This window comes from Enterobacter sp. DTU_2021_1002640_1_SI_PRY_ASU_LCPMC_013 (genome assembly GCF_032389435.1).
GTDB classification, from domain to species: domain Bacteria; phylum Pseudomonadota; class Gammaproteobacteria; order Enterobacterales; family Enterobacteriaceae; genus Enterobacter; species Enterobacter hormaechei_C.
The window spans coordinates 470740-496456 of sequence record NZ_CP135594.1 but is presented as its reverse complement, the minus strand read 5'-3'; the positions used below and the strand labels follow the sequence as shown (position 1 = coordinate 496456).

Below are 25717 nucleotides of genomic sequence, written 5' to 3'. Positions count from 1 at the left end.
CTAAAACTCAAACTGATAGAGCAGATCAAGTGCCTGGTCTACGCCGGACACTGCTTCCAGATATAGCTTAGGCATCAGGCGATAACGTAACGTGAGTGTAGCCAGTGAGTCAAAGATCCCCACGCCATATTTTACCTGTAGACCCGGCAGTACATAGCCGCTGACCACTACCTGCGAAGAGTCACCCACGCCCTGAGTGTCCAGCGCCAGATTGCTTACGCCAAACGTCTCGCCGATTTTACCCACAACCTGACCACTTTGTGCAACCCCCAGACCAACTAACATTGATGTCATTGCCGCACCATCGCCCTGTTGGCTATCCAGACCCTGGCCGCGCAGCAGGTAAGAGAGCGCTTCCTGTTGCGACATGGCCGGGTCAGAGAAGATCTCTGCCTTAGGTTCATCGGCGGAGCCCGTCACGCGCACGCCCGCAATCACATCATCTTCGGTGGCTTCCGGGTTACGGATCGCTTCGATATTGAGTACCGGCTGATCCGGTGGACCGGAGAACAGCAGCTCGCCTTTACGCACAATCAAATCCTGACCGTAGGCATGGAAGCGCCCTTCAGGAATATTGATTTGTCCATTGAGGCCAAGCCCCTGTTGATCCTGCGCCACTTTCAGGTCACCCGTGAGTCTCGCCTTCAGCCCAAACGCGTCCAAACGCACGTTATTCCCCACGTGCACGATAAGATTACTATTGATCGGTATGCCAGCGCTCTTCTGTTCAACAGGTTTCAGATTTTCATTGAGCATAACTTCGTCACTGGAGACGCCAACCGCGCTTTCCGGCACCTCGTGAACCACGATGCGCGCCCACGGTACGTCAACACGGCCGTCCAGGGTGAAGAGACTCGGCGTTGCCTCAAAGACCACGTCTGGCGACACGTCCAGGCGCACCATCGGCGGTACCGTGATACGCACCCTGCTGCCCTTGGCCGCAATACGGGCGCGCCAGTTGTCGAGCTGGCTCCAGTCTGCGTCACCGCTCAGGTTGATTTGTCCCTGCTGCGTCAGCACTGAGCCACTGAGGGTTGAGCTTTGGCCGTTAAAGTTCATCGCCAGCTGGCTTGGCTGCATATCGAACGGCATAAAGTTACCGTCAATGTCCACACCGTTTAACCGCATCTGGCCAAACAGCTGCGGGCTTTGCGCATCCCCCGCCAGACGCAGGTTGGCGCTGAGCATCCCCGCCGCCTTTTCTCCCCGCGAGAAGATCGGATTCACCATCGCCAGGTTGAAGTTGCGAATATTGACGTTGCCGCCGAGATTGCGCCGCCCTTGCGGATCGGTAATTTGCACCTGTCCGTCAAACTGACCGTTGTTGGTCAGGCGGATCAGCCATCCCAGTTCCGCACGATTGTTACGCAGGTCAGCGTTCACATTCAGGGTGTCGAACGCCACCGGCAGCGGCGCGTCATTGACCTCCTGCGTCACCTTCACGTTACGCCCGGAGAGGGTAATGCTGCCCTGCGGCAGTCCCTCTTTGGTGGTGTCCCACGCGACGTCCGCTTTACCGCTGAAGACCCCGCTGGCCTGGGTGGTTTCCGGCATAAACGGTTTCAGCATCGCCAGGTCGAAACGGTTGAGGTTGATCTGCGCGCGTCCTTCCGCGCCTGCATCAATGGTCTGCGGCACGCACAGCTCAGCATTCGGGTTGGTCCAGCAGTGTGGCCCAATGCTGATCTTTTGCTCCGCGTTGCGGTAATCCAGCGCGACAGACCGCGACAGCACCAGCGGGCCGACCGGCGTGCTGAAGCGGGTGTTATCCAGCACGCCTTTCCAGCGCGTCGCCTGGCGGTCAAAACTGCCCGTCAGGTGCAGCTGCCCGGAGACCGGCTCGCCCTGCACGCGTAGCTGGAGATCGTGCTGCTTTTCGTTACCTTTTGCCGCCAGCGTGACCAGACTGATGTTCACGTCCGGCTGAGAGATACGCTCCACGCGCAGATTCAGGTTTCCGCCGATCTGATCGGTGGATTTCACGTCTCCCTCGACACGTACGCGGGCAATAGAAAGTTCCTGCCAGCGCAGGTTATTGGCGGTGATGTCCGCCAGCAGCTGCGGCGCCTCCACCGTACCGCGAACCTTCACTAACCCCTTCGCCGTGCCGCCAAGACCCGGCAGGGCGTTATCGAGATTTGGCGCGTCGATGGTGGCATCCAGATTGAGGTCTTTCACGCCCAGCTCGCCTTTGATATCCGCCGTGTTGCGACCCAGCGCCACGTGCAGGCCCGGGATCACCCACTGGAGATAGCTGTTGCCCTTAAGCGAGCCCTCTACGTTGACTTTGTTCTGCTTCACGTTGCCGGTGAGCTTGAGTTCCGGCACGTCCATCTGCCAGGTGCCACCGTACAGGCTACCGCGGGTTTTAATCAGGCCATCCAGTTTTGACGGCCAGTCCGGGACCTCTTTAGCGGTGTTGATCCCGGTCAGCTTCAGCTCGCCGCGCCAGCTGATCGCCTGCTGCCAGTCGAGCAGCGCGGTCAGCTCGGTTTTTCCTTCCAGCGCCGCCACGGTCAGCTTGTCGAGGTTAACCTGCAACTCGTTACCCTTCGCATCCAGGGTGATATCGGCGGGCGGTACCCCCTGCCCCTTCACCGCCGTGCGGAACGACAGCGTGTAGTCGGTCATTTTGCCACTCAGCTTCAGCTTCAGATCGTCAGCCTGGAACTGTTTTTCGCCGGTGAACGGCCAGTAAAGCTGCTTGCTGTCAACCTCAAGATTGAGCGGTAAACCGGCCTCTGCCAGCTGGGTTTGCCCGCGCAGCACCATATCCACCGGTCCGGAGAGGTTTACGCCGAACTCCAGCTTCTCGCGCAGCGCGCCGCCGACTTTCACCTTCACCTTTTCGCCTTTCAGCGGCTCGATGTTCAGGGCGCTGTTCAGCGTAATATCTACCGGCCAGTTGTCGCGCAGCAGCGCATTGCCTGAGGCGTTGACCGACCCCTGGTTAGTATCAATATCCAGCGCGTCGAGCTTCATGTTGCCGTCGATACTGCTGACTTTAAGCAGCATGTTGAAGACCGTCAGATCGGTATCGCCGGTCAGACGCAACTGCTCGCCCTTAAACTCTTCGATATTGAGGTTCAGCGGCAGATGCACGTCGGTCATCTCCGGCAGAACCGGTTTCGAGAAGAGATCTTTCAGCGTTTCGCCCAGCGGTTTTTCTTCCGGCTGCGGATTCTGGATCTTCGGCTCGACGATCTCTTCCTGCGCCACGTCGGCCACCTTCGGTAGCGCAATCAGCAGCCCTTGCAGGGAGGTTGGGGTCAGGGTGAGGTTTTTCTCCTGCCAGCGCAGACCGGAGGTGAAATCCATCACGGATACCGTCGTGTCGTCGATTTTGATATTGACGTTATCCAGTGCGACCCGGTAAAGCGCAATCGGGTACGGCGTGGAGAGGTTCAGCGGGCCGCTGTCCTCTTCTTCGACAGGCTCGGACTTCGGCATTTTTTTGGAATCTATCGCCACGTTAACGTCTTTTAGCGACAGATCGTTTACGCACAGCTGGCTGTCCCGCAGGCAGCCGAGCTTGACCGCCAGATGAAACTCGCCCGCGTTCACCGCCACGCCGGGCTGTTCATAACGGATATTTTTCAGGCGCAGATCGCGCCAGCCGCCCGTTACCTGGCCGATTTCCAGCCCTGGCACCCAGCGGTTCGCGGCGTTAAACAGCAAATGCAGGCCCGTGGTGGTGCCCACCAGAAACGCCACCGTACCGAGCAGTAATACGATAAAAATCAGCACCCCGAGGCTTATCTTCTTCCATAAACTCATAATTCAGGCCCCAGACCGATGTAAAACTGTAAACCGTGTTCGTCTTTGTCGCCCACCGGAACGGCGAAATCGAGCTTGATGGGCCCGACCGGTGACTGCCATCGCACGCCCACACCCGCGCCGGTTTTGAAATCGCTGCGGCGGATATCGTTCACCGCTTCACCGCCGTCGACAAACATGGCGCCCCACCATTTGCCGCTGACGTTGTACTGGTACTCCAGCGAGCCGGTCGCCAGTTTTGACGCCCCGGTCAACTGGCCTTTGTCGTTTTCAGGTGAGATCGATTTGTACTTATACCCGCGAATGCTGCGGTCGCCCCCCGCGAAGAAGCGCAGATCCGGCGGGACGCGTTCGAAATCACCGGTTTCGATCCAACCGAGATTACCGCGCATCACAAAGCGGTGTTTGTCGTACAGCGTGCGGATCCAGACGTTTTGCGCCTGAAAGACGGAGAAGTCTACGTCGGAGCCCCAGGCGGTGTTGGAGTAATCGATGGAGTAGCGCTGAGAGTCGCCCCAGGTCGGCATCAGGCCACCGCGCGAGCGGGTACGGCTGATCATCACGCCCGGATAAAGCAGCATGGTGGTGTTGGTGACGTTTGCCTGGGTAAAGTGGTCGAGGCTCCAGCGCAGGTTAATGGCGCGCTGCCAGCCGCTGGAGAGATCCCAGAAGCGTGATACCGCAAGCGTCGTCGAGTCCTGCTCGGTATCATTCAAATCGGTACGCTTAAAGCCGCCCTGCACGAGGTAGTATTGCTCAAGCGGATTTTTCAGCAGCGGCATTTTATAGCTGAAGTCCAGCTGCTGTTCAGGCGCAGACAGGCTGACGCTGGTGGTCAGGCTGTGGCCGTAGGAGTTCATCCACGGTTTTTTCCACGAGGCTTTCACGCGCGGGCCGACGTCTGTGGAGTAGCCGACACCGGTCTCAATGGTGTTCTCGGTGCGCGGAGAGACCACGCCATGCAGCGGTAACACTTTCGTTTTACGGGATTTATCAAATTCCGGCGCTACCACCACGGAGTTAAACCAGCCCGTCGCGGACAAACGACGGTTCAGCTCGCCCAGGTCGCTGGACTGGTAGTAGTCGCCCTTTTTAAACGGCACCAGATTTTGCAGATACTCGTCACGGATTTGCGATCCTTCGAAGGTCACATCGCCAAACCGGTAGCGCTCGCCGCTGTCGTAATCGATATCCCAGAATGCCTGACGTCGCTCAAGCGCAACGCCCAGCTGGCTTTTGTTGAACCGGCTGTCGAAGTAGCCTTTGCGCAGCGAAACGCTGGTTAAGGATTTTTTAAAACGATCGTAATCCCCGTGATTGAGCACGGTGCCCACTTTCGGACGGGTGCTGAGCAGATCCAGGTAGTCCCGATCGGTGCGCGCACCGCCGCGCAGCACCACGTTCGTGCCGCCAATCAGGACGGGTTCGCCCGGCGAGACGCGGGCAATCAACACCTGGCGTCCTTTCGCCGGCGGCGGGCGTAAATCGAAATCGATGGTGGGTTCGTAGTACCCCAACGCCTTTAAGCCTTCGCGGATGGCGTCATCCACGCGCGCGCGAAAACGCCGATCCGGCGTGACCTCATCGCTCTGGATGGTAGAAAGCTGCGCACGCACGTTTTTTTCCAGCGCCCCGGATAACCCCTCAACCTGCAAACGGACATTCGCCGCGCTGGCAATCCCGCTGGTCAGCATTAAACTGACTAAACATAACTGGCGGATCTTTGTCACGTTTTCTCCTGAATATCCCTGTTTCCACCCTGGAAGCAAATGCAGTGCCGCTCCGCGGCAAAATACGGCCTGAAAGCCAAAAACCCAAATTACGGGTTGAAAAAGGGTGTAACACCCAAATATTTCTTATGATTAAATCTAGACTCATTCATCGCATTTATTGTGTTCAATTAAACGCTTCGTGACAACCTTAACCGAAACAACGCTACCCGGGAGGCCCCACCGTGAGTTTATTCGATAAAAAGCATCTGGTATCACAAGCCGATGCGTTACCGGGACGCAACACCCCTATGCCAGTGGCAACATTACACGCCGTAAACAACCATTCAATGACAAACGTTCCTGATGGAATGGAGATCGCCCTGTTTGCCATGGGCTGCTTCTGGGGCGTAGAACGCCTGTTCTGGCAACTGCCGGGCGTGTACAGCACCGCTGCGGGCTACACCGGGGGATATACGCCTAACCCAACCTACCGCGAAGTCTGTTCCGGTGAGACCGGTCATGCTGAAGCGGTGCGTGTGGTGTATGACCCGAGCGTCATTAGCTATGAACAGCTGCTCCAGGTGTTCTGGGAAAACCATGATCCGGCGCAGGGCATGCGTCAGGGTAACGATCACGGCACCCAATACCGTTCGGCCATCTACCCGCTCACCCCAGAGCAGGAGGCCGCCGCCCACGCCAGCCTGACGCGTTTCCAGGAAGCGATGCAGGCGGCCGGTGATAAACGTCAGGTCACGACGGAAATCGCTACCGCGAAACCGTTCTACTATGCCGAAGACGACCACCAGCAGTACCTGCATAAAAATCCGTATGGCTACTGCGGTATCGGCGGCATTGGCGTTTGCCTGCCTCCACAGCAGGCCTGATTACTGCATCAGCGCCACGCGAGCCGCGTGGCGCGTGGCATTACTCACCGAACCGTAATCAATGACTTTCCCCTGCAACAGCAGGTTAAAAACCGGCGCCTGTGGCCGGTTTAGTCGCGTTTGCAGCAAATGCACCGCTTCTATGCCCAAATCCCGACAGGGCACCGTGATCCCCGTAATGGGCTTTTCAAGCCGGTTTGCTAAATTCCACGCAAAATCGGTGGTGATGATGGAGATGTCTTCCGGCACGCGCAGCCCATGCCGCTGTAACGCCTTCAGCACACCCTCGGTCATGCTGGTGCTGTTGGGAAAAATGACCTCAGGCCACTGCGCTCTGTCGTGACGTAACAGCCACGCATCCAGCTCGCGCTCAGCCTCTTCAGCGGTAAACCACTCCGTGACCAGTAAATCCCGCTGCGGCTCAAACGCCACGTGAAAATGCCGGTACGCTTCTTTAATTCCGTCCAGCCGGGCATAGAGCGTGTCCCGGCGCAAACAGGTAATGGTCAGCACCCGGCGATGCCCATGCTCGAAAAGATATTGCATCGTGGTAAAGCCGATTGCGCGGTGATCGGGCGAAACCGAATCCAGCACCCGGTCCCGGTCGACGGAATTAATTAATACACAGGGTTTATTCAGCGTGCTGGCCAGCTTAAATATGGTGGAATCATCCGTACCAATGATAATTATTGCGTTAATATTTTTATGGCTTGCCTTTTCCATAAATAATTTCACGTCCGCATTCTGTTCCTCTAATCCGCAATAACTGATCCAGACATTATGTGGCGCGCTGGCTTCCGCAATGCCTTTAGTCACTTCCAGATAAAAAATATCCCCACGACCCTGAAACGTTCTTTCAGGTGCAAATACAGCGATTCCGTTAATTAAGAGCCGCCCGCTCGCCATCGACTCCAGCACGCCAAGCTCCCGCGCGGTGCGGACAATGGCTTCCCGGGCCTTATCGCTGGTATAAGACTTGCCGCTCAACACCCTGGAAACCGTGCTCACGGAATATCCCGTCAGGGACGCGATCTCCTCCATTTTTAACTTGCCCGGCATAGTGTGACCTCGCTCTCAATCAGTTTTTGCAAATATTTGCAGAAACAGCGCTTTGATTTTAAAACCAAATTTCAAAATGGTTGGAGTTTACTTATTCACCTTGCGAGTATTCTCACAAAAACACATTGTCGCTACGTCTCGCCTTTCCTATTTTTCGGTCATCACGCTTTTTGGCTGAAATTAAGGTGAGACATGGAGAAGGTACGTTTTGGCATTATTGGTATAGGTAATATCGGTACGGTCCACGCACGCTATTTACTGGCCGGAACCGTCAGCGACGCCTGCCTTACGGCGGTGTGCGATAACGCGCCGGAAAAGCATCCGGCCATTCGGCAGTTGGTTGGCGGCATTCCGCTGTTCAGTGATGCGCAGGAGATGCTCCAGAGCGGGCTTATCGATGCGGTCATTGTCGCCACGCCGCATTACGATCACCCGCGCCTGTCGATGCTGGCGATGCGCCACGGCATTCATACCCTGTGTGAGAAGCCAGCAGGCGTCTACACCGCGCAGGTCCAGGAGATGAACGCCTGCGCCCGGGAGTGCGACGTGGTGTTCGGCATCATGTATAACCAGCGGCCCAACCCGCTGTATCAGAAAGTGAAAGATCTGATCGACAGCGGCGAGCTGGGCGAGATCCGCCGCTCCAACTGGATCATCACCAACTGGTATCGCTCGCAGAGTTACTACAACTCCGGCGGCTGGCGCGCCACCTGGAAAGGGGAAGGCGGCGGCGTGCTGCTCAACCAGGACCCGCATCAGCTCGATCTCTGGCAGTGGCTGGTGGGCATGCCGGTTCGTCTGCGCGCGTTTTGCCAGTTCGGTAAGCATCGCGATATCGAAGTGGAAGACGAGGTGACCGCCTACGCCGAATACGCCAGCGGTGCGACCGGCGTGTTCATCACCACCGTCGCGGAAACGCCGGGCACCAACCGCCTGGAGATTGTCGGCGATCGCGGTAAAGTGGTCGTCGACGAGGGCAAACTGCGCTACTGGCGGCTGCGCGAATCGGAAACCGAGTTTAACGCTCGCTGGCAGAATGGCTTCGGTGAGCCGGAATGCTGGGAGGTTTCTGTCCCTGTTGCCCCGGAATACAGCGAGCACCACGTCATCACCGCCAACTTCTGCGCCGCCGTGCTGCGCGGCGAGCCGCTGATTGCGCCGGGTCTGGAAGGCATTCACGGTTTAACCCTCTCTAACGCCATGCACCTCTCCACCTGGACTGACGACTGGGTTGAGCTACCGCTGAACGAAAAGCAATACCTGCGCCTGCTTCAGCAGCGCATCAGCACCTCTGTAGATAAAGGGGCCACCAGCATCACGCTGGATGCCGCGGGTACCTGGTAACACCGGAGAAAATCGATGTTAAATGTCGCCATTGTGGGAACAGGAAATATCTCCCATAACCATATTCAGGGTTATTTGCAGTTTGGACAGCGCTGCCGGATCGTTGCGCTGGTTGATATCTATCCGGAGAAAGCGGAAGAGAAAAAAGCGCGTTACGGCCTGACGGACGCCCGCGTGTACGCCAGCCACCGGCAGATGCTGGAGGATGCGCTTCCCATCGATATCGTTGACGTCTGCACCCCGCCCTATGTCCATGCGGAGATCAGCATTGATGCGCTTTATGCCGGCTGCCATGTGCTGTGCGAAAAACCGATGGCCGCCTCGCTGGAGGAGTGTGATGCGATGATCGCCGCCCAGCAGGCCAGCGGAAAAACGCTCTCCATCATTGCCCAGAACCGCTTTACCGATGCCTTCTGGCGCTTAAAAGCGGCGCTGGATTCCGGCCTCGCCGGAAAAATATGCCATGCGCAGGTGGATTCCTTCTGGTGGCGCGGACATTGCTACTACGACCTGTGGTGGCGCGGCACGTGGGAAAAAGAAGGAGGCGGCTGCACGCTGAACCACGCGGTGCACCATATCGACGCCATTCAGTGGATGCTCGGTTTCCCGTCTGAAGTGGTGGCGATGATGACCAACGTGGCCCATGACAACGCCGAAGTAGAAGACCTTAGCGCCGCGATATTCAAATACCCCAACGGCGCACTCACCCAGCTTACCGCCTCGGTAGTACACCACGGGGAAGATCAGAAGATCATTATCCAGGGTGATAAAGCGCGCATCTCCGCCCCATGGCAGGCTTATGCCAGCGTGAGTGCTGACAACGGCTTCCCGCAGGAGACCAACGATATTGAGCGAGAAGCCCAGCTTGACGCCGTTTTCCAGGCGACGCCCAGGCTCGAATGGACTCTGCACACCGGGCAGATTAACGACCTGCTTCAGAGCATTGAGCGCGGTACGGCCCCGCTGGTGGACGGCGTGCAGGGTAAGCGCTCGCTGGAGCTGATTACCGCGATGTATAAATCAGCCATTACCCGCAGTGTCGTTTCCCTGCCTGTTGGCCGCGATGATCCGTTTTACCGTACCGGCGGGACGAACGCCCTCGCCCCCCGTTTTTATGAAAAATCCGCAAGCGTCGCCAACTTCAGCGAAGTGGGCGCTATCCCTCTGGGTAAAGATCTGGATCGAGGACTGTAACCATGAACAAGAATGACGGAATGAACTACGCGCCAGTGGGCAAACCGCAGCCGGTGGTGCAGGCGGGTGAATTTGTATTTGCCGCCGCCGCGCTCGACCACGGCCATATCTATGGAATGTGTAATGGCCTGATTGAAGCAGGCGCCACGCTGAAGTGGGTTTACGATCCCGATCCGGCGAAAGTGGACACGTTTGTTCAGCAGTACCCGCAGGTGAAGGTGGCTGATTCCCTGGACGTTATTCTCGCCGATGACGACGTGCGCCTGGTGGCTGGGGCGGCCATCCCCTCCGAACGCTGTGCGCTGGGGCTGAAGGCGATGACGGCTGGCAAAGACTACTTCACGGACAAAGCGCCGCTCACCACCCTTGAACAGCTGGCAGACGCCAAAGCGATGGTGGAGAAAACCGGGAAAAAATACGCGGTCTACTACAGCGAGCGTCTGCACGTGGAAAGCGCGGTCTTTGCCGGGCAGCTGGTACAGCAGGGCGCCATTGGTCGCGTGGTGCAAACCCTGGGCATGGGGCCGCACCGGGAAGGGACTGGCCGCCCGGACTGGTTCTACGATCGCCGCTATTTCGGCGGCATCCTTTGCGACATCGGCAGCCACCAGATCGAGCAGTTCCTGTTTTATACCGGCAACCGCGACGCCACCGTGGTCGCCAGCCAGGTGCGCAACGTTAACCACCCGCAGTATCCCGCATTCGAAGATTTTGGCGACGCCATGCTCAAAGGTGAAAACGGCGCCAGCGGCTATTTCCGCTGCGACTGGTTCACTCCTGACGGGCTCTCCACCTGGGGTGATGGTCGCCTGACGCTGCTCGGCACCGAGGGGTATATCGAAATCCGCAAATACGTCGACCTCACCCGGGGCGAGCAGGATGTCGTCTACCTCGTCAATAACGAGGGCGAGTTCCGCTATCCTGTGGCCGGGCAGGTTGGGTTCCCGTACTTTGGCGAACTGATCCTCGACTGCCTGCACCGCACCGAAAATGCCATGACTCAGGCGCATGCTTTCAAAGCTGCCGAACTGTGCGTGAAAGCACAAATGCTCGCAAACGCAGCTGACTAAGGAGACGACATGAACATCCTGAACACGGCGATTATCGGTGCCGGGGCTATTCACAGTTGCCATGTGAATGCCCTGAGGCAAATCCCCAATGTCGCGCTGCGCGCGCTGGTCGATATCGACAGCGTCAAAGGGCTGAAGCTGGCGATGAACTATCAGTGCCGCTTTTATCAGGATTACCGGGAAATGCTGCTGGATGACAGCATCGACGTGGTGCATATCTGCACGCCCCACTTCGAGCACAAAAACATGATTCTGGCGGCGCTGGCCGCCGGGAAACATGTCTTTTGCGAAAAACCGGTGGGCATGAACAGCAGCGAGCTTGCCGACATTGCCTCTGCCGCCGCGCAGGCGCCCGGCAGGCTCGGCGTCTGCTACCAGAACCGGCTCAATCCGACCAGCCTGCGCATTCGCAAGGAGCTGGCGGAAGGCGTACTGGGAAAGATGTTAAGTATCAAAGCTGTGCTGACCTGGTCCCGCTCGGGGGCGTATTACACGGAAAGCCCCTGGCGCGGGCAGCTGGCAACGGAAGGTGGAAGCCTGCTAATCAACCAGGCGATCCATACCCTCGATCTGATGCAGTGGTTTGCGGGTGGCGCCACGCGGCTGAAGGGGGTAGTCGACAGCGGCGAACTGGCTGACGTCACGCAAGGGGAAGACAGCGCGATGGCCACGCTTCACTTCACCAACGGTGCCCGCGGTCTGTTTTATGCCAGCAACTGCCACACCACGGATTCCCCCCTCTGTCTGGAGATCCACTGCGAGCGCGGCTCACTGCTGCTCAACGACAACACGCTCTGGCGCATAACGCCCGGCGAACGGTTTCGCCTGGAAAGCGATGCCTCTCCCGATGGCACCGCAAAAAGTTACTGGGGATTAGGACACCAGCAGGCGATCCGCCGTTTTTATCACGCTATTCATCACCCGGAGAGTACGGATTTTACCGATATTTGTACCGCCGGAAAATCACTCAAGATTGTGGAGGCTTTTTATCGGTCATCTCAGTTAAGACAATGGATAGATATTAATAATTAGAACGTCACGTGTAGTCCAGCAGTGCAATAAAAATACAACCTCTACATCTACCCTACACTGGATATTATTATGGTTAAACCAACTGAACGCAGAGTGGGTTATGGCGTGGCGCTTGGCTACGGCATAACCGACCTCTTTGGCGGAGGCGCTTTCGCCATTATCGGCACCTGGCTGTTATTTTTTTACACCACCTATTGCGGATTATCCGTCGTGGAAGCCGGCTCTATATTTGCTATTGCCCGCGTCATTGACGCGGTATTAAGCCCAATAATGGGTTACATCACCGACAATTTCGGCGATACCTGGCTTGGGCGTAAATTTGGCCGTCGTCGTTTCTTCTTATTACTCAGCTCTCCTTTAATGTTCCTCTATGCTCTGCTGTGGCTGACGGACATGGGTTACTGGTATTACCTGGGCACCTATCTTTCCATCGAACTGCTTTCAGCGATGGTGCTGGTGCCGTGGGAAACCCTCGCCGCGGAGATGACCAACCGCTATGAAGAGCGCAGCCGCCTGTCAGGCGTACGGATGATCTGCTCGCAATTGGGCGGTTTTCTTGCGGTGTCGGTTCCGGGCGTGATTATGCAATTTACCGGCAAAGATAATTCCTTTACCTACACGCTAACCGGACTGATATTTTCCTGCGTCTTTTGCATCGCGGTATTTATTACCTGGTACAGCACCTGGGAAGCAAAAGATGTGCATCAGGAATATGACTTCAAAGTTGATACCCAGCGCAGCAGCGGAGTAATTAATCACCTCAAATATCTGGTGCTGGATCTCTTCTCTTCTTTTCGTATTCGCGCTTTCCGCCTGCATATTCTTATTTATATTTTCTCCTTCACCGCGATGGACGTATTTGGTTCAGTCTTTACCTATTACGTGGTGTATTGCCTGAGTCAGGATGCGGCAGCAGTGTCCGGCTGGCTAAGTATTGCGGCGTTTGCCTCCGTGCCGGGCACGTACGGATTTATGCTGTTACTCAACAGGCTGAACATGACCCCTTCCGCCGCACTGCGCCTTTCGTATAGCTGCATTTTCCTGGTGCTGGCATTCCTGTTTACGGTTTATCTCACCAAAACAGAGGTGCCAACGCTGCTGTTCTCCGCCGTCTTCATCCTGCTGGGTGCAGCCCGTTCCGGCCTCTATTACATTCCGTGGAATATTTATAGCTTTATTCCGGATATCGACGAGATCGTCACGCAGCAACGCCGGGAAGGCATTTTCGCTGGCGTAATGGTGTTGACCCGCAAAAGCACCGTCGCCATTGCGATTATGATTATCGGCCTGGTGTTGCAGGAGTCCGGTTTTGTGAAAGGCAGTGGCGCACAGCCTGAAAGCGCGCTGGGAGCAATAATTGGCCTGATGATTTTTGCCACCGCCGCGCTGCTGGCAGTGAGCTTCTTCGCGACCTACAAATTTAAGCTGACCCGCGAGACGCATAAGGTGCTGCTCAAGGAGATCGCGCGTCGGAAGCTCGGTGGCGACTATCGCGACTGCGACGCCAGCACCCGCGTGGTCATCAAACAGCTGACAGGCTATGAGTACGATCAGGTCTGGGGCGGCGATGCCACACGCCTGGCTGTGGGCGAAAACTTATCCATCGTGAAATAGCCCTTCTCGCCGGATCGGCTCCGTGCCGGTCCGGCTTTTTTTGCCGAAAACGTGACCTCTGGCAGGTTTACACGTCTTTACGCTATACTACCGCTGAAATAATCGGCTCAACGCTACGAGCTGAGTTCAATGTGTCTTCACACGAATGGTATCAACTCCCCTTCTGAGGATCTGGCGAGAAGCCGGATAAACTATGTTAAACAGTATTTTAGTAATACTTTGTCTTATTGCCGTCAGTGCATTTTTCTCGATATCGGAGATCTCGCTGGCTGCCTCCCGTAAAATCAAACTGAAGCTGCTTGCCGACGAGGGCAACATCAACGCATCACGCATTCTGAAAATGCAGGAAAACCCCGGCATGTTCTTTACCGTGGTGCAGATTGGCCTGAACGCGGTCGCCATCCTTGGCGGTATCGTGGGCGATGCAGCGTTTTCTCCGGCGTTTTATAGCCTCTTTGTTAAGTACATGTCCGTAGAGCTGGCCGAGCAGTTGAGCTTCATCCTCTCCTTCTCCCTGGTCACCGGCTTGTTCATTTTATTCGCGGACCTGACCCCGAAACGCATCGGTATGATTGCGCCAGAAGCTGTGGCTTTGCGTATCATCAACCCGATGCGCTTCTGCCTGTATGTCTTCCGTCCGCTGGTGTGGTTCTTTAACGGCCTGGCGAACGTCATTTTCCGCATCTTCAAGCTGCCGATGGTGCGTAAAGACGACATCACCTCCGACGATATTTATGCGGTGGTGGAAGCCGGGGCGCTGGCAGGCGTGCTGCGTAAGCAGGAGCACGAGCTGATTGAGAACGTTTTCGAACTGGAATCCCGTACCGTGCCGTCCTCCATGACCGGCCGTGAAAACATCATCTGGTTCGATCTGCATGAAGACGAGCAGAGCCTGAAGACCAAAGTGGCGCAGCATCCGCACTCCAAGTTCCTGGTCTGTAACGAAGATATCGACCATATCATCGGCTATGTGGACTCCAAAGACCTGCTGAACCGCGTGCTGGCAAACCAGAGCCTGGCGCTGAACAGCGGCGTGCAGATCCGCAACACCCTGATAGTGCCGGACACCCTGACGCTCTCCGAAGCGCTGGAAAGTTTCAAAACCGCCGGGGAAGACTTCGCGGTGATCATGAACGAATACGCGCTGGTGGTGGGCATTATCACCCTCAACGACGTTATGACGACCCTGATGGGCGACCTGGTCGGCCAGGGGCTGGAAGAGCAGATTGTTCAGCGTGACGAAAATTCATGGCTCATCGATGGCGGTACGCCGATTGAAGACGTCATGCGCGTACTCGACATTGACGAGTTCCCGCAGTCCGGCAACTACGAGACCATCGGCGGCTTTATGATGTTTATGCTGCGTAAAATCCCGAAACGTACCGACTCGGTGAAGTTCTCCGGCTTCAAGTTTGAAGTGGTGGATATTGATAACTACCGCATCGACCAGCTGCTGGTAACGCGTATTGATAGCAAACCGACCGTGCTGGTGCCGAAACTGCCGGATGCCGAAGAGAAGGTGTCGGCGTAATCCTTTGTATGCCCCACAAACATCAACGGCTCCCATCGGGAGCCGTCTTTTTAACTACTACTGCATAGCACGTTGGTTAAGCCATCTCAGTTTGCAGACGCATAACCTGACGGTTGACTTCGGACATCACAGACAAGTGCTGTTTGTCCTTCACTTTTGGGATAAGGATTTTGCCCTTATCGAACTCAAAAGCGCCAACATCCTTGATGTACAACCGTCCACGGAACAGGATCTTCACGTACTTCGCCACCTGAAGCGGGTTGTAGCGTTGGAAAATTTTCATTCTTGTATCTCCTGCGAATCATACGCTCTTGCGGTGCCACAATCGGCCCGACTGTCCTGAGCGCAAATTTTGATGCCCAATGACTATAGACCAGAACCTCGTACTTACCCAGTGTGCATAAGTTTATTTACCGTTTGATTACAATTATTCAGAATAATCTTTGCAAAGCGTGATACAGCGCAGTATATGCCGTCGTTTTTGCATGGATATGTGCGTTCGCCCGCAAACTGGCATCGGGATTGCGGGAAAAGCCTATTGATCGCACTTATGATTAAAAGCGCATGACCAAGTGGTCGGATCACCTGCTAACAATAAGGAAACACCATGACCCTACGTAACTTCCTGGCAGCAGCTTGCCTGTTGCTGCCGCTGATGGCTTCCGCACACAACATTGAAAAAGGACAACGTGTCCCGCCGGTCGGCATTGCTGACCGGGGAGAATTGATTCTCGACAATGATAAGTTTAGCTATAAAGCCTGGAATAGCGCGCAGCTTGCGGGCAAAGTGAGAGTTGTACAACATATTGCCGGACGTACATCCGCTAAAGAGAAAAATGCCACCCTCGTGGAAGCGATCAAAGCCGCAAAACTCCCGCACGATCGCTACCAGACCACCACCATCGTGAACACCGACGACGCGATTCCCGGCTCCGGGATGTTTGTGCGCTCAAGCCTTGAGAGCAATAAGAAGCTCTATCCCTGGTCGCAGTTTATTGTCGACAGCAACGGCGTGACGCGTAAGGCGTGGCAGCTGGAAGAAGAGAGTTCAGCGATTGTCGTGCTGGACAAAAACGGTCGCGTACAGTGGGTTAAAGACGGCGCGCTGACGCAGGATGAGGTGCAGCAGGTGGTTGCCCTGCTGCATAAGCTGCTGACTCAGTAAAGTGACACCCGGAAGCCCGGATTCAGGAATGACTCGCGCGGGGTGTAGTCCAGTGGCTTACCCTGCCAGTCATGCACATGCGCGCCAGCGGCCGCCGCCACCGCATGCCCTGCCGCCGTATCCCAGACGTTCGTCGGCCCGAAACGGGGGTACAGCTGCGCCTGCCCTTCCGCCACCAGACAGAACTTCAGCGACGAGCCAATCGACGTCGTCTGGTGTTCACCCAGCTGTTGCAGATACTCCTCCAGCTCGCTGTCACTGTGCGAGCGGCTGATCACCACCAGCGGAGGACGAGCATCACGCACCTGGATCTGCTTACGCACGCCGCACTCTTCCTTCCAGGCTTTACCTTCCGCCGCGCTGTACATTACTTTCATCACCGGGGCGTAAACCACGCCAAGCACCGCTTTTCCTTTTTCAATCAGGGCGATGTTGACGGTGAATTCACCGTTACGCTTGATAAACTCTTTCGTGCCGTCCAGCGGGTCGACAAGCCAGTAACGCTGCCAGTGCTGACGTTCATCCCAGCTCTGGGGCGCTTCTTCAGAAAGGACCGGAATATCCGGCGTCAGGGCCTGCAAACCTTTCAGGATCACCGCATGCGCCGCGATATCCGCCGCCGTCACCGGGGAGTCGTCCGCTTTGCTGACAACATCCATCGGTTTCGCACCGTCGTACACCTGCATAATGGCATCACCCGCATCCCGTGCGAGCTGACAAATTTTATCTAACATTCTCCACCTCTTCGTTAACGCAGTGGGCATAACTTATTGTTTTAGTTATATCGTAATGTGAACAATTCCGCTATCTGTGAAGCAATTCTGGTTTCAGCGCCCTTTTTTCTGGCAGCATTCACACTTCTGTAAGCAACAAATACTACATACATATTCTTTTGTGGCTTGGATCGAAAAAAGGACTCCTCAGATGATTAAGTTTAGCGCAACGCTCCTGGCAACGCTGATTGCGGCAAGCGTTCAGGCAGCGACGGTGGATCTCCGTATTCTGGAAACCACCGATCTGCACAGTAATATGATGGACTTCGATTACTACAAAGATACCCCTACGGAAAAATTCGGACTGGTACGCACGGCAAGTTTGATCAACGCCGCCCGCGGTGAAGTGAAAAATAGCGTGCTGGTCGATAACGGGGACTTAATTCAGGGCAGCCCGCTCGGAGACTACATGGCGGCGAAGGGGCTGAAAAAAGGCGAGATCCATCCTGTTTATAAGGCAATGAATACGCTGGACTATGCCGTCGGCAACCTGGGCAACCACGAATTTAACTACGGCCTGAAATACCTGCACGACGCGCTGGCAGGAGCGAAATTCCCGTACGTTAACGCCAATATCATCGACGTTATGACGAAGAAGCCGCTCTTCACCCCTTATCTGATTAAAGAGACCGAGGTTTTCGACCAGGACGGTAAAAAACAGACGCTGAAAATCGGCTATATCGGTTTTGTGCCGCCGCAGATCATGACGTGGGATAAAGCCAACCTCGACGGGAAAGTGACCGTCAACGACATTACCGAAACCGCGCGCAAATACGTGCCGGAGATGCGGGCGAAAGGGGCGGATGTGGTCGTCGTCGTGGCGCACTCTGGCCTCTCGGCCGACCCGTATCAGGTGATGGCTGAGAACTCCGTGTACTATCTCAGCCAGGTGCCGGGCGTGGATGCGATCCTGTTCGGCCACGCCCACGCCGTCTTCCCGGGCAAAGATTTCGCTGATATCAAAGGCGCGGACATCGAAAAAGGGACGCTCAACGGTGTGCCATCGGTGATGCCGGGCATGTGGGGCGACCACCTTGGCGTGGTGGATCTGGTGCTGAATAACGACAGCGGAAGCTGGAAAGTCACGCAGTCGAAAGCGGAAGCGCGTCCGATCTACGACGCAGCGGCCAAAAAATCTCTGGCAGGGGAAGATAAAAAGCTGGTCGACATCCTGAAGCAGGACCACGACGCGACGCGTGAATTTGTCAGCAAGCCGATCGGTAAATCCGCTGATAACATGTACAGCTTCCTCGCGCTGGTACAGGATGACCCGACCGTGCAGGTAGTCAACATGGCGCAGAAAGCCTATGCGGAGCACTATATTCAGGGCGATCCGGATCTGGCAAATCTGCCGGTACTGTCTGCCGCGGCGCCATTCAAAGTGGGCGGACGTAAGAACGATCCGGCCAGCTACGTTGAGGTGGAAAAAGGCCAGTTGACCTTCCGTAATGCCGCCGATCTCTACCTCTATCCCAACACCCTCGTGGTGGTGAAAGCCACCGGGAAAGAGGTGAAGGAGTGGCTGGAGTGTTCCGCCGGCCAGTTTAATCAGATCGACCCGAACAGCAGCAAGCCGCAGTCGCTGATTAACTGGGACGGGTTCCGCACCTACAACTTCGACGTGATTGACGGCGTGGAGTATCAGATTGACGTTACCCAGCCCGCAAAATATGACGGCGAATGTCAGGCCATTAATCCGCAGGCAGAACGCATCAAAAACCTGACCTTCAACGGCAAAGCGATTGATCCGAATGCCACTTTCCTGGTGGTGACTAACAACTACCGCGCCTATGGCGGTAAGTTTGCCGGTACGGGTGACAGCCACATCGCCTTTGCCTCCCCGGATGAGAACCGTTCGGTGCTGGCGGCGTGGATCAGCGCTGAATCGAAAAAAGCCGGTGAGATCCACCCGGGAGTGGACAACAACTGGCGTCTGGCGCCGATCCACAGCGACACTAAGCTGGATATTCGCTTTGAGACATCTCCGTCCGATAAAGCAGCCGCGTTTATCAAGGATAAGGCGCAGTATCCGATGAAGAAGGTCGCGACGGATGATATTGGGTTCGCGATTTATCAGGTGGATTTGAGCAGGTAAAAGCAAAACGGCAACGCACGTTGCCGTTTTTTTTTGGTGTTTGTTCCCTCTCCCCGTGGGCTGAGGGTTCCCCAGTAATTTGAAAGCAAAAGCTATATCGTTGCCTCAGAAAAACTGAGGGCTTTCAGCGATGCCTCGGTCCGGCTGTAAATCGCTGAGGCGTTTCCTGTAGGCCGGGGCGAGGCGCAGGGATGCGCCGAGAGGGCGGGCTTTACAGGGATGTTACCTCCGCCCGTCCCCGATAAGCCGGAAGGAATAAGCCGAAGGTACCGCGAAGCGGCGATTTTCCGCCGGAAGCCCGGGTCGCCAGGGTGGTGGCGACTGAGCCACCCTGGCACGTTCACCGGTCATATCGTGACAGAGTAGCAAGGAACATAACGTGAACGGAATGACCACCAGAGCCGTATGTTCCCCCTCACCCCAGCCCTCTCCCTCAAGGGAGAGGGGGCCGTCTGTGCAGGCATTATTTTGTGGGGAACCCTCAGCCCCGTGGGAGAGGGTCAGGGTGAGGGCATCAGGCCGCACATACCCGGCGTTTACGCCGCACGCTCGTCCCTATTCGCCAGCACCTGCGGTGTATTAACCTCAATCCAGTCGGCCAGCGCAGCCACCTTCTCGCTCACCTCCAGCCCCAGCGGCGTCAGGCTATACTCCACATGCGGCGGCACGACCGGATACGACACGCGATCGACAAACCCGTCATGCTCCAGCGCCTGTAAAGACTGAGCCAGCATCTTCTCGCTGACGCCGCCCATCTTGCGACGCAGATCGCTGAAGCGATGCGTCCCCTGACGTAACGCCACCAGGATCAGCACGCCCCAGCGGCTGGTTACGTGTTTGAGCACCTCCCGTGACGGGCACTGTTCCGCAAAGAGGTTGCCATCGCGCATTTGCTCGCTGAGCGTTGGTATTGTTGTTTTCATACTTACCTTTTTGTACGTACTTACTAAAAGTTAGTTATGGTGATAGTGTGCCACAACACCAGACAAACACGAAGGAGATTCATCATGATCGCGATTACCGGCGCAACCGGCCAGCTTGGCCAACACGTTATTGAAGAACTGCTGAAAACCGTTCCGGCCAGCCAGATCGTGGCTATTGTGCGTAACCCGGCGAAAGCCGAAGCGTTGCATCAGCAAGGGGTCGTTGTGCGTCAGGCGGATTACACCGATGAAGCCGCGTTTACTGCCGCGCTGAACGGCGTGGATAAACTGCTGCTGATCTCCTCCAGCGAAGTGGGCCAGCGCGCCTCGCAGCACCAGAACGTCATTAACGCCGCCAAAGCGGCGGGCGTGAAGTTTATCGCCTACACCAGCCTGCTGCATGCTGACAAATCTCCGCTGGGTCTGCACGTTGAGCACGTCGAAACCGAAAATGCCCTGGCGGCCTCCGGCGTGCCTTACGCTCTGCTGCGCAACGGCTGGTACACCGAAAACTACCTGGCAAGCGCGCCGCCAGCGCTGGAACACGGCGTATTTATGGGGGCCGCAGGCGAAGGCAAAATTGCCTCTGCGACCCGTGCGGATTACGCGGCGGCGGCAGCGAAAGTGATTTCTGAAGAGGGTCATGCCGGCAAGGTGTATGAACTGGCGGGTGATAATGCCTGGACGCTGAGCGAACTGGCTGCGGAACTGAGCAAGCAGAGCGGTAAGCCGGTAACGTATCAGAACCTCAGCGAAGCCGATTTCGCCGCTGCGCTGAAGGGCGTTGGTCTGCCTGCCGGGCTGGCGGAGATGCTGGCGGACTCCGACACCGGCGCGTCCAAAGGCGGCCTGTTCGACGACAGCCGTACCCTGAGCAAACTGATCGGCCGCCCAACCACATCACTGGCGGAAAGCGTCAAAGCCATCCTGTAGTTGTTAAAAATTGGTTATTTTTTGTGGCATCCCCTCGGGTCATCTCTGATAATGAAGCGATGACCCACAAGGAGGCTCACCGTGCAAGGCGTACCGGAACAGTTCACTGATGAGAGAGACAGCGCGCGCTTTCGCCATCTGGCGCAACTGCCCGGCCTGGAGCTTTATCACGCCCATATCTCCGACTACGCCTTTGAGCCTCACACTCATGAAGCCTTCGGTATCGGCACCATCGAAACCGGTGCCGAACGCTTCCGCTATCGCGGTACCCAGCATCTTGCCGCGGAAAAATCCGTCGTGACCATGAACCCGGACGAGATCCACACCGGGGAATCCGCAACCGTTGACGGCTGGCGCTACCGAATGGTCTACATCGAACCCGACCTGCTGGAAGAGGTCACCGGCCTGCGTCACTGGTGGTTTAATGACGTCACGCGCCACGACCCTTTGCGCTCGCAGCAGATTGGCCGGTTAATTTACGGCCTGTGGCACACCAACGATCCGCTGGCGCAGAAGGGGCTGCTACTGGATTTGATTCAGACTTTTCAGCCACTGGCCCATCATGCGCCGGTGGTGCAGGAGGCCGCGCACCGCTTCGAACGCGTTCGCGACTATCTGCACGACAACTATATGCGCTCGCTGACCCTGGACGAGCTGGCTAACGTTGTCTCGCTCAGCCCGTACCATTTTCAGCGCCAGTTCAAAGCCCATTTCCACGTTACGCCCCACCAGATGCTGATGGCCATCCGCCTGTGGCGCGCAAAAGCATTCCTCACCCACGGCATGCCTGCCGCCGAGGTGGCCGCCGCGACCGGGCTGACCGATCAGTCGCATTTAACCCGCGCCTTCACCCGTCGCTACGGCATCACGCCCGTGCGCTACCAGAAACAGGTTATGCCGCGCTAATGCGCAACCTCATACAATACGCGCGCGTTTTGCCCTCCTACACTGATCGCAAAGTGAATCAAGATGGATGGAAAAATGATTAGCGGCGTGTTGTATGCCCTGCTTGCGGGTTTGATGTGGGGGCTGATTTTTGTCGGCCCGCTGATTGTGCCGGAGTACCCGGCAATTTTGCAGTCGACCGGACGTTACCTGGCGCTGGGGCTGATTGCCGTGCCGCTGGCGTGGCTGGGGCGCGCGCGTCTGCGTCAGCTGGGCCGCAAGGACTGGCTCACCGCGCTGGCGCTGACCATGATGGGTAATCTGATCTACTACGTCTGTCTGGCGAGCGCCATTCAGCGCACCGGTGCGCCGGTGTCCACCATGATTATCGGCACGCTGCCGGTGGTCATCCCGGTTTTCGCGAACCTGCTTTACAGCCAGCGTGACGGCAAACTGGCGTGGTCAAAAATGGCGCCCGCTCTGGTCTGCATCGCTGTGGGGCTGGTGTGCGTGAATATTGCCGAGCTTCGCCACGGCCTTGAAAACTTCAGCTTGTGGCGTTACGGTTCAGGGATCTTTCTGGCGTTTATCTCGGTTGTCTGTTGGGCATGGTATGCCCTGCGCAATGCACGCTGGCTGCGGGAAAACCCGGATAAACATCCGATGATGTGGGCGACGGCGCAGGCGCTGGTCACCCTCCCTGTCTCGTTGCTGGGCTATGTGGGCGCGTGTGTCTGGCTGGGTAGCCAGCAACCGGCATTTACCCTGCCCTTCGGACCGCGCCCGTGGGTATTCGTCGGGTTAATGGTCGCCATTGCCGTGCTCTGTTCGTGGGTGGGCGCGCTGTGCTGGAACATTGCCAGCCAGAAGCTGCCGACGGTGATACTGGGGCCGCTGATTGTCTTTGAGACGCTGGCCGGGCTGCTCTATACCTTCCTGATGCGTCAGAGCGTGCCGCCGCTGCTAACGGCCTGCGGGATCGCGCTGCTGGTCGTTGGGGTGGTGATTGCGGTGAGAGCGAAGCCGGAAAAACCGATGGTCGTTCCGGCGTCGGAGGGGTGAGCATTGCCCAGCGGCGCTTCGCTTGCAGGGCCTACAAAACCGTAGGCCGGGTAAGCGAAGCGCCACCCGGCACAGTATCAGAACGTTTCCCAGTTCGCTTCAGACGCCGCCGCGACGGGCTGCGCTTTAGGTGCATAGGTCTTTACCGGCGCGGCTTTCACCGCCTGGTTGCGGGTGATCTTAAACACCGCCACCGCGTCGTTCAGGCGTGCAGCCTGATCTTCCAGCGCCGCCGCTGCCGCCGCAGACTCTTCCACCAGCGAGGCGTTCTGCTGGGTGACGCGATCCATCTCCGCCACCGCCTGACCCACCTGGTCGATACCGCGGCTCTGTTCGTCGGAGGCCGACGCAATCTCACCCATGATGTCCGTCACGCGCGTAACCGCATTGACGATCTCCGCCATCGTCGCGCCCGCTTCATTTACCAGCTGAGAACCCGCGTTGACGCGTTCGCCGGAATCATCGATCAGCGCTTTGATCTCTTTCGCCGCCTGCGCGCTGCGCTGGGCAAGGGTACGCACCTCGCCCGCGACAACCGCGAAGCCACGTCCCTGCTCGCCCGCGCGCGCCGCTTCTACCGCCGCGTTCAGCGCCAGAATATTGGTCTGGAAAGCAATGCCGTCGATCACGTTAGTAATTTGCGCGATTTTGCTGGAACTGGTGGCGATTTCGTCCATGGTGCGCACAACGCCCTCGACCACGTTACCGCCCTTCTTCGCGGTGGAGGAGGCGTCCAGCGCCAGACGCGACGCCTGACGCGCGTTATCGGCGTTTTGCTTCACGGTGGCGGTTAACTGTTCCATGCTGGCTGCCGTCTCTTCCAGAGAAGCGGCCTGTTGCTCGGTACGGGAGGAGAGATCGTTACTGCCCGCCGAGATTTCACCCGCGCCGGTGTAGATGGTATCTGCGCCTTCACGCACCACGCCCACCGTGTTGGCCAGCGCAGTCTGCATCTCCTGAACGTTGCGCGCCAGGGTCGCCATTTCATTTTTACCCTCAGCCTGAATCGGCTGGGTTAAATCCCCTGCGGCAATGGCGCGGATATGGTTGATCACCTCTTCCAGCGGCAGCAGCAGCACGCGGCGCATCGCAACCCAGCTGGAAATAATCACCGCGATCACCAGCAGCATCACCGCAGAGAGGATCCACAGAATGCGTTTGTAGTCGCTTTCATTGTCCCGGATCCCTTTGGCGGTCAGCGCGGCCTGCGCCTCACGCCACTCGCGATAAACCTTTTGCATCGCGGTCTGCTTCTGTTCGGCATTTTGTTTGAACATATCTTCCAGATTGCCCTGCCCCAGCAGAACGTTCATTTGCGTCAGCGTGGCGGAGTAGACGCGGTACTGCTCTTCCAGACGATCGGCCAGGTGCTCGTCCATACCCGGCGTTTCCGGCAGCGCGTAGTATTTATCGTAATGGGTCTGGGCATCGGCCAGCAGGTTTTTCGCGGTATTGACCAGCTCGTTCAGCTGCCCGCCGTTAATCTGCGACGCCATGCTGCTTTGCAGGCGCAGCATGCCGCGGTTGAGGGTGACGCGCGCCTGGTTCAGGCTGATCCAGGCGTCGGTAAACTCCGCGACGTTCTGGCTGGAAAGCTGAGAAACGGTGAAGTTCTCTTTATCGTTATTGAGCGCATTAATGAAAATGCCAGCGGAGATCAGCTGCATGATGCCGAGCACAAGCAGCACCGAAATCAAAAGAGTAATGACTTTTATACGTTTAAACATGCGTTGCCTTTTTTATATACAGGTATTGTCTGACCTGTATCTATCGGCACGCGCGGCAGGTTGTTTACTGTTTCTCCACCTTTAAAAACTTTCGAAAGCCCTTTTCTGCATTCAATCAGCAAGTTAAAAGCACGATTTTTTTGTGATCGCCTTCTCATTTTCACCCTTGCCTCTAAAGGATTATAGTATCCACTTAAAGATGCATTTAAAATGCATCTTATATTCCTGATAATGAGGTAACTGCTATGGCCTTCCGCGACCAACCCTTAGGCGAGCTGGCGCTCTCCATCCCTCGCGCTTCTGCGCTATTCCGTAAATACGATATGGATTACTGCTGCGGTGGTAAGCAAACGCTGGCGCGCGCAGCGTCGCGTAAAGAGCTGGATGTGGAGGCTATCGAAGCGGAGCTGGCTCAGCTGGCTGAACAGCCCGTCGACAAAGACTGGCGCACCGCGCCGCTGGCCGAAATCATCGACCATATCATTGTGCGTTACCACGACCGTCACCGTGAACAGCTGCCGGAGCTGATTTTACAGGCGACCAAAGTTGAACGCGTTCATGCCGATAAACCTTCCGTACCGCGCGGCCTGGCGAAATATCTGACCATGCTGCACGAAGAACTTTCCAGCCACATGATGAAAGAGGAGCAGATCCTCTTCCCGATGATCAAACAGGGCATGGGCAGCCAGGCAATGGGGCCCATCAGCGTGATGGAAAGCGAACATGATGACGCCGGCGAACTGCTGGAAGTGATCAAACACACCACCGACAACGTCACACCGCCGCCAGAGGCGTGCACCACCTGGAAAGCCATGTACAACGGCATTAACGAGATGATTGACGATCTGATGGAACACATCAGTCTTGAGAATAACGTTCTGTTCCCGCGTGCATTATCGGGTAAATAAAAAAGCCCGGTGGCGCTAGCGCTTACCGG

20 protein-coding genes are annotated in these 25717 nt (G+C 56.7%); 13 read left to right on the top strand and 7 right to left on the bottom strand.

The features are described 5' to 3' along the window. Both tamB and tamA read right to left on the bottom strand, forming a co-directional pair. The gene (tamB, locus tag RS584_RS02385; RefSeq protein WP_315748868.1) at positions 1-3777 is read right to left on the bottom strand and encodes an autotransporter assembly complex protein TamB; all 3777 of its coding nucleotides are present in this window, start codon (positions 3775-3777) and stop codon (positions 1-3) included. After that, on the bottom strand, positions 3774-5507 hold the full coding sequence (gene tamA / locus RS584_RS02380) for an autotransporter assembly complex protein TamA (protein WP_017694656.1): 1734 nt from the start codon (positions 5505-5507) through the stop codon (positions 3774-3776). The genes tamB and tamA overlap by 4 nt, the downstream gene beginning before the upstream one ends. Positions 5508-5731: 224 nt before the next feature. Here tamA and msrA point away from each other — a divergent pair, with 224 nt between their 5' ends. Next, positions 5732-6373 carry a peptide-methionine (S)-S-oxide reductase MsrA gene (msrA, locus tag RS584_RS02375; RefSeq protein WP_006810351.1) on the top strand — a complete coding sequence of 214 codons (642 nt, stop codon included), beginning with the start codon at positions 5732-5734 and terminating at the stop codon, positions 6371-6373. Here msrA and RS584_RS02370 read toward each other — a convergent pair whose 3' ends face one another. Next, on the bottom strand, positions 6374-7432 hold the full coding sequence (locus RS584_RS02370; RefSeq protein WP_058687198.1) for a LacI family DNA-binding transcriptional regulator: 1059 nt from the start codon (positions 7430-7432) through the stop codon (positions 6374-6376). Positions 7433-7624: 192 nt separating this feature from the next. On the opposite strand from RS584_RS02370, the gene RS584_RS02365 reads away from it, so the two are divergent. The 6 genes from RS584_RS02365 to RS584_RS02340 all read left to right on the top strand — a co-directional run bounded on the left by RS584_RS02365 (position 7625) and on the right by RS584_RS02340 (position 15217). After that, the gene (locus RS584_RS02365; protein WP_058687197.1) at positions 7625-8776 is read left to right on the top strand and encodes a Gfo/Idh/MocA family protein; all 1152 of its coding nucleotides are present in this window, start codon (positions 7625-7627) and stop codon (positions 8774-8776) included. A 15-nt stretch (positions 8777-8791) separates the two neighbouring features. Further along, entirely contained in the window at positions 8792-9970 is a 1179-nt protein-coding gene (locus tag RS584_RS02360; RefSeq protein ID WP_193042264.1) for a Gfo/Idh/MocA family protein, read from the top strand. Positions 9971-9972: 2 nt separating this feature from the next. After that, a complete protein-coding gene (locus RS584_RS02355) occupies positions 9973-11040 on the top strand; it encodes a Gfo/Idh/MocA family protein (RefSeq protein ID WP_023302970.1) in 1068 nt (355 codons plus the stop codon). A 9-nt stretch (positions 11041-11049) separates the two neighbouring features. Then, positions 11050-12072 carry a Gfo/Idh/MocA family protein gene (locus RS584_RS02350; RefSeq protein WP_045907035.1) on the top strand — a complete coding sequence of 341 codons (1023 nt, stop codon included), beginning with the start codon at positions 11050-11052 and terminating at the stop codon, positions 12070-12072. Between the two features lie 69 nt (positions 12073-12141). Beyond that, on the top strand, positions 12142-13686 hold the full coding sequence (locus RS584_RS02345) for an MFS transporter (RefSeq protein ID WP_032652309.1): 1545 nt from the start codon (positions 12142-12144) through the stop codon (positions 13684-13686). Between the two features lie 193 nt (positions 13687-13879). After that, positions 13880-15217 (top strand): hemolysin family protein, encoded by a 1338-nt coding sequence (locus RS584_RS02340; protein ID WP_006810357.1) that lies wholly within the window; start codon positions 13880-13882, stop codon positions 15215-15217. Positions 15218-15293: 76 nt separating this feature from the next. Here the strand turns inward: RS584_RS02340 and RS584_RS02335 are convergent, their stop codons facing one another. Then, entirely contained in the window at positions 15294-15500 is a 207-nt protein-coding gene (locus RS584_RS02335; protein WP_003856054.1) for a DUF1107 domain-containing protein, read from the bottom strand. Positions 15501-15824: 324 nt separating this feature from the next. Between RS584_RS02335 and RS584_RS02330 the strand changes: the two genes are divergently transcribed. Further along, on the top strand, positions 15825-16382 hold the full coding sequence (locus RS584_RS02330) for a YtfJ family protein (RefSeq protein WP_315748866.1): 558 nt from the start codon (positions 15825-15827) through the stop codon (positions 16380-16382). Here the strand turns inward: RS584_RS02330 and cysQ are convergent. Continuing rightward, a complete protein-coding gene (cysQ, locus tag RS584_RS02325; RefSeq protein WP_015572488.1) occupies positions 16376-17116 on the bottom strand; it encodes a 3'(2'),5'-bisphosphate nucleotidase CysQ in 741 nt (246 codons plus the stop codon). The two genes, RS584_RS02330 and cysQ, sit on opposite strands and share 7 nt — an antisense overlap. 190 nt (positions 17117-17306) lie before the next feature. Here cysQ and RS584_RS02320 point away from each other — a divergent pair, with 190 nt between their 5' ends. Continuing rightward, positions 17307-19250, top strand: coding sequence for a bifunctional 2',3'-cyclic-nucleotide 2'-phosphodiesterase/3'-nucleotidase (locus tag RS584_RS02320; RefSeq protein ID WP_315748865.1), 1944 nt, complete (start codon positions 17307-17309; stop codon positions 19248-19250). Positions 19251-19786: 536 nt separating this feature from the next. Here the strand turns inward: RS584_RS02320 and RS584_RS02315 are convergent. After that, positions 19787-20173, bottom strand: coding sequence for a winged helix-turn-helix transcriptional regulator (locus tag RS584_RS02315; RefSeq protein ID WP_058648488.1), 387 nt, complete (start codon positions 20171-20173; stop codon positions 19787-19789). Positions 20174-20257: 84 nt separating this feature from the next. Here RS584_RS02315 and RS584_RS02310 point away from each other — a divergent pair, with 84 nt between their 5' ends. The 3 genes from RS584_RS02310 to RS584_RS02300 all read left to right on the top strand — a co-directional run bounded on the left by RS584_RS02310 (position 20258) and on the right by RS584_RS02300 (position 23053). Beyond that, positions 20258-21106, top strand: a complete 849-nt coding sequence (locus RS584_RS02310; protein WP_315748864.1) for an SDR family oxidoreductase — start codon at positions 20258-20260, stop codon at positions 21104-21106. An 81-nt stretch (positions 21107-21187) separates the two neighbouring features. Next, positions 21188-22012 carry an AraC family ligand binding domain-containing protein gene (locus RS584_RS02305; protein ID WP_193042259.1) on the top strand — a complete coding sequence of 275 codons (825 nt, stop codon included), beginning with the start codon at positions 21188-21190 and terminating at the stop codon, positions 22010-22012. A 75-nt stretch (positions 22013-22087) separates the two neighbouring features. Continuing rightward, positions 22088-23053, top strand: a complete 966-nt coding sequence (locus RS584_RS02300; RefSeq protein WP_032646992.1) for a DMT family transporter — start codon at positions 22088-22090, stop codon at positions 23051-23053. A gap of 77 nt (positions 23054-23130) precedes the next feature. Here RS584_RS02300 and RS584_RS02295 read toward each other — a convergent pair whose 3' ends face one another. After that, a complete protein-coding gene (locus RS584_RS02295) occupies positions 23131-24780 on the bottom strand; it encodes a methyl-accepting chemotaxis protein (protein WP_193042258.1) in 1650 nt (549 codons plus the stop codon). 245 nt (positions 24781-25025) lie between these two features. Between RS584_RS02295 and ytfE the strand changes: the two genes are divergently transcribed. Then, complete coding sequence (gene ytfE, locus RS584_RS02290) at positions 25026-25688, top strand: iron-sulfur cluster repair protein YtfE (protein ID WP_017383941.1); 663 nt, start codon at positions 25026-25028, stop codon at positions 25686-25688. The last annotated feature ends 29 nt before the right edge of the window (positions 25689-25717 follow it).

Excerpts from the sequence above, each read along its gene's own strand:
- cysQ (WP_015572488.1), bottom strand. The coding sequence starts at position 17,116 with ATGTTAGATAAAATTTGTCAGCTCGCACGGGATGCGGGTGATGCCATT.
- RS584_RS02340 (WP_006810357.1), top strand. The coding sequence starts at position 13,880 with ATGTTAAACAGTATTTTAGTAATACTTTGTCTTATTGCCGTCAGTGCA.
- RS584_RS02330 (WP_315748866.1), top strand. The coding sequence starts at position 15,825 with ATGACCCTACGTAACTTCCTGGCAGCAGCTTGCCTGTTGCTGCCGCTG.
- RS584_RS02300 (WP_032646992.1), top strand. The coding sequence starts at position 22,088 with ATGATTAGCGGCGTGTTGTATGCCCTGCTTGCGGGTTTGATGTGGGGG.
- RS584_RS02345 (WP_032652309.1), top strand. The coding sequence starts at position 12,142 with ATGGTTAAACCAACTGAACGCAGAGTGGGTTATGGCGTGGCGCTTGGC.
- RS584_RS02355 (WP_023302970.1), top strand. The coding sequence starts at position 9,973 with ATGAACAAGAATGACGGAATGAACTACGCGCCAGTGGGCAAACCGCAG.
- RS584_RS02360 (WP_193042264.1), top strand. The coding sequence starts at position 8,792 with ATGTTAAATGTCGCCATTGTGGGAACAGGAAATATCTCCCATAACCAT.
- RS584_RS02335 (WP_003856054.1), bottom strand. The coding sequence starts at position 15,500 with ATGAAAATTTTCCAACGCTACAACCCGCTTCAGGTGGCGAAGTACGTG.
- ytfE (WP_017383941.1), top strand. The coding sequence starts at position 25,026 with ATGGCCTTCCGCGACCAACCCTTAGGCGAGCTGGCGCTCTCCATCCCT.
- tamB (WP_315748868.1), bottom strand. The coding sequence starts at position 3,777 with ATGAGTTTATGGAAGAAGATAAGCCTCGGGGTGCTGATTTTTATCGTA.
- RS584_RS02370 (WP_058687198.1), bottom strand. The coding sequence starts at position 7,432 with ATGCCGGGCAAGTTAAAAATGGAGGAGATCGCGTCCCTGACGGGATAT.
- RS584_RS02315 (WP_058648488.1), bottom strand. The coding sequence starts at position 20,173 with ATGAAAACAACAATACCAACGCTCAGCGAGCAAATGCGCGATGGCAAC.
- RS584_RS02365 (WP_058687197.1), top strand. The coding sequence starts at position 7,625 with ATGGAGAAGGTACGTTTTGGCATTATTGGTATAGGTAATATCGGTACG.
- RS584_RS02310 (WP_315748864.1), top strand. The coding sequence starts at position 20,258 with ATGATCGCGATTACCGGCGCAACCGGCCAGCTTGGCCAACACGTTATT.
- RS584_RS02320 (WP_315748865.1), top strand. The coding sequence starts at position 17,307 with ATGATTAAGTTTAGCGCAACGCTCCTGGCAACGCTGATTGCGGCAAGC.
- RS584_RS02295 (WP_193042258.1), bottom strand. The coding sequence starts at position 24,780 with ATGTTTAAACGTATAAAAGTCATTACTCTTTTGATTTCGGTGCTGCTT.
- RS584_RS02350 (WP_045907035.1), top strand. The coding sequence starts at position 11,050 with ATGAACATCCTGAACACGGCGATTATCGGTGCCGGGGCTATTCACAGT.